At 74.0% G+C, this 3,512-nt stretch carries 4 protein-coding genes; 3 read left to right on the forward strand and 1 reads right to left on the reverse strand.

All coding sequences use genetic code 11. From position 1 onward, the window contains the following. Positions 1 to 231 precede the first annotated feature (231 nt). Together CWIS_RS10270 and CWIS_RS18890 are read left to right on the forward strand one after the other, a co-directional pair. On the forward strand, positions 232 to 1,323 hold the full coding sequence (locus tag CWIS_RS10270; RefSeq protein WP_048343180.1) for a DUF3048 domain-containing protein: 1,092 nt from the start codon (positions 232 to 234) through the stop codon (positions 1,321 to 1,323). A gap of 141 nt (positions 1,324 to 1,464) precedes the next feature. Next, on the forward strand, positions 1,465 to 1,623 hold the full coding sequence (locus CWIS_RS18890; protein WP_170210946.1) for a hypothetical protein: 159 nt from the start codon (positions 1,465 to 1,467) through the stop codon (positions 1,621 to 1,623). Between the two features lie 36 nt (positions 1,624 to 1,659). Here the strand turns inward: CWIS_RS18890 and CWIS_RS10275 are convergent, their stop codons facing one another. Beyond that, complete coding sequence (locus CWIS_RS10275) at positions 1,660 to 2,619, reverse strand: 1,4-dihydroxy-2-naphthoyl-CoA synthase (protein WP_369796550.1); 960 nt, start codon at positions 2,617 to 2,619, stop codon at positions 1,660 to 1,662. A gap of 44 nt (positions 2,620 to 2,663) precedes the next feature. On the opposite strand from CWIS_RS10275, the gene CWIS_RS10280 reads away from it, so the two are divergent. Beyond that, positions 2,664 to 3,512, forward strand: an 849-nt coding sequence (locus CWIS_RS10280; RefSeq protein ID WP_048343182.1) for an o-succinylbenzoate synthase, incomplete at its 3' end; no start/stop codon positions are given.

A 3,512-nucleotide genomic window follows, 5' to 3' on the forward strand; every position in this document is an offset into this window, starting at 1 on the left:
CGTCGAGCGCGGCTCCCAGCAGGTCGAGCAGGAGGTCGGCACGCGCAGCGACGTCATGCAGCGGCCGGGTCACGCGCCCAGCCTAGGTCGCGCACCCTCGTCGGCCGAACGGCACGGACCGGACGTGATGTGCGGAACACGGGTGAGGAACGCGAACGGACGTGGTGGGATGCACGCGCGCACGGCCGTCCGTGGCACCCTTGGTCCCGCTGACCCCGGGGGGAGACACCGATGACGCCCACGTCCATCCGACGTCCGCGCACGAACCGCGTGCGCGTACTCGGCCTGATCGGCGCGCTCGCGCTGACCTTCACCGCCGCCTGCAGCTCCGCCGAGCCGCAGCAGCCACCCACGCCGGTGACCGAGCAGCCGACGATCGACGCCGACAAGCAGCCCGTCCCGACGCCGTCCGTCGCGCCGACGTGGCCGCTCACCGGCATGCCCGTCGAGGGAGAGCCCGTCAACCGCCCGGCGATCGGCGTCAAGGTCGAGAACACGTCGGCCGCGCGCCCGCAGACCGGCCTGGAGCAGGCCGACGTCGTCTGGGAGACGATCGTCGAGTTCCAGGTGTCGCGGTTCGTCGCGGTGTACCACTCGCAGGTCCCGAAGTCGGTCGGCCCGATCCGCTCGGTCCGCCCCATGGACCCGACGATCCTGGCCCCGCTCAACGCGATGCTCGCGTTCTCCGGCGGTCAGCCCGGCATCGTCCAGGTGGCCAAGGACTCCGGGCTGCAGCTCCTGAGCAACGACGCGGGCGTCAAGGGCATGTCGCGCTCGAGCGCGCGCCCCGCACCGCACAACGTGTACGGCGACATGGCGACGCTGTGGAGCCTCGCGGACGCCAACCACCAGAACTCGCCCGCGGAGCAGTTCGGCTTCGCGCGCTCGGCCGACCAGGCGACGGCGGTCGTCAGCGGCACGGCGGCCGGCACCCTGGCGTTCCGCCTCTCGGCGGCGTCGAGCCCGAGCTGGTCGTGGGACGCGGGCAGCGGCACGTGGCTGCGGTCGGAGGGCTCCACGCCCGCGATGGCGGCGAGCGGCGACCGGCTCTCGGCCGTCAACGTCGTCTCGATCGTCGCCGAGCACCCCGACACCAAGTTCAAGGCGCAGGGCGGTGCCCTGGTGCCGACGTACAAGCTCAAGACGGAGGGCGAGGGCACCCTCGCCACCGGCGGCAAGACCATCGCGGTGACCTGGAAGAAGGCCGACCCGGCCGACCCGATGCGGCTGTACCTGCCGGACGGCACCGAGGCGCTGCTCGCCCCCGGCAACACGTGGGTCGAGCTCGTGCCGAAGGGCTCCGGGTCGCTCACGATCAGCTAGGTCCACCCCACGTCGGCCGGGCCGTCCACCCTCGGGTGGAGGCCCGGCCTTCGTGCACCCGCCCGCGGTCGGTCCACCGGCTCGGCAGGACGGTCCCGGCGGCCGACGCGCCGGCCGGTGCCCGGACGCGAACCTGGGTGCATGACCACGGAATCCGCCCACGAACTCGTCGAGCACGACGTCGCCTCCGCAGGCGCGGTCGTCGCGGCGGGGGTCGTCCTGCTCGCTCTCGTCGTCGGCGCCGCGTTCGTCGTGGCACAGGTCGTCGACGTCATGGCCTGGTTCGCGGCCGGCAGCTGAGCCGGGCCGTTTCTCCGGCTGCGACGACGCGCGACCTCAGTACGCGTACGGGAAGCCCGACCAGTCGGGGTCCCGCCGCTGCAGGAACGCGTCGCGCCCCTCGACCGCCTCGTCCGTCATGTAGGCCAGGCGCGTCGCCTCCCCGGCGAACACCTGCTGACCCGCGAGGCCGTCGTCGGCCAGGTTGAACGCGAACTTCAACATCCGGATGGCCTGCGGCGACTTGGTCGCGATGATCCGGGCGTACTCCAGGCCCGCGTCCTCGATCTCGTCGTGCGTGACGACGTCGTTGACCGCGCCCCACGCGTGCGCCTCGTCGGCCGAGTACTCGCGGGCGAGGAAGAAGATCTCCCGCGCGCGCTTCTGCCCCACCTGGCGCGCGAGCAGCGCCGAGCCGTAGCCGCCGTCGAACGAGCCGACGTTCGCGTCGGTCTGCATGAACCGCGCGTGCTCGCGGGACGCGATCGTCAGGTCCGCGACGACGTGCAGCGAGTGCCCGCCGCCCGCGGCCCAGCCGTTCACGAGCGCGACGACGACCTTGGGCATGGTCCGCATGAGGCGTTGCACCTCGAGGATGTGCAGCCGCCCGGCGCGCGCGGGGTCGATCGCCTCGGCGGTCTCGCCCTCGGCGTAGCGGTAGCCGTCGCGCCCGCGGATGCGCTGGTCCCCGCCCGAGCAGAACGCCCACACGCCGTCCTTGGGGCTCGGGCCGTTGCCCGTGAGCAGGACGGTGCCCACGTCGGAGGTCATGCGCGCGTGGTCGAGCACGCGGTACAGCTCGTCGACCGTGTGCGGGCGGAACGCGTTGCGGACCTCGGGACGGTCGAACGCGACGCGCACGACGGGCAGGTCGCGCGAGGTCGGCCCGGACCGGTCCACGCCGCGGTGGTACGTGAGGTCCGTGAGCCCCTCGAAGCCGTCGACCACGCGCCAGCGCTGGGGGTCGAACGTGTCGGAGACGCGGGTGGGGACGGGTGCGCGGTGCTCGGGGCTCACGTCGCTCACCCTAACGAGCCGCGCGCGACCCGTAACCTGGACCGATGCTTGCCCCCGACGTCGTGGTGTGGTCGGTGCCGATGCGCACCCGGTTCCGCGGCCTGACCTCGCGCGACGGCGTGCTGGTCCGCGGTGACGCCGGATGGGCGGAGTTCTCGCCGTTCTGGGAGTACGACGACGAGGAGTCCGCAGCCTGGTGGCGCGCCGCGCACGAGGCCGCCGAGCTCGGCTGGCCCGTCCCGGTCCGTGACCGTGTGCCCGTCAACGTGACCGTCCCCGCCGTCGACGGGCCCACCGCTCGCCGGATCGTGCTGGCGTCGGGCGGCTGCCGGACCGCGAAGGTCAAGGTCGCCGAGCGCGGGCAGGACGTGTCCGACGAGATCGCGCGCCTCGAGGCCGTGCGTGACGCGCTGGGCCCCGGAGGGGCGATCCGGGTGGACGCGAACGCAGCGTGGGACGTCGACGAGGCGGTGCGCCGGCTCGTCGTGCTGGACCGTGCGGCGGGTGGCCTCGAGTACGCCGAGCAGCCCGTGCCCACGGTCGACGACCTCGCAGCGCTGCGGCGCCGCACGCACGTGCCGATCGCGGCCGACGAGTCGATCCGCCGCGCGGCCGACCCGCTCGCGGTGGCGCGGGCGCACGCCGCGGACGTCGTCGTGCTCAAGGTGCAGCCGCTCGGCGGCGTGCGCGCGTGCCTCGAGCTCGCCGAGCGGATCGGGCTCCCGGTCGTCGTGTCGTCGGCGCTCGAGTCCTCGGTGGGGCTCGCGGCCGGCGTCGCGCTCGCGGCCGCGCTGCCCGAGCTGCCGTACGCGTGCGGGCTGGCCACGGCGCAGCTCCTCACCGCCGACCTCGTGACCGACCCGCTGCTGCCCGTCGACGGCGCGCTGCCCGTG

This window comes from Cellulomonas sp. A375-1, from assembly GCF_001040865.1.
Taxonomy (GTDB): domain Bacteria; phylum Actinomycetota; class Actinomycetes; order Actinomycetales; family Cellulomonadaceae; genus Cellulomonas; species Cellulomonas gelida.

Bases quoted from the DNA above. Each gene is read 5' to 3' on its own strand.
- CWIS_RS10270 (WP_048343180.1), top strand. From the start codon at position 232: ATGACGCCCACGTCCATCCGACGTCCGCGCACGAACCGCGTGCGCGTA.
- CWIS_RS18890 (WP_170210946.1), top strand. From the start codon at position 1,465: ATGACCACGGAATCCGCCCACGAACTCGTCGAGCACGACGTCGCCTCC.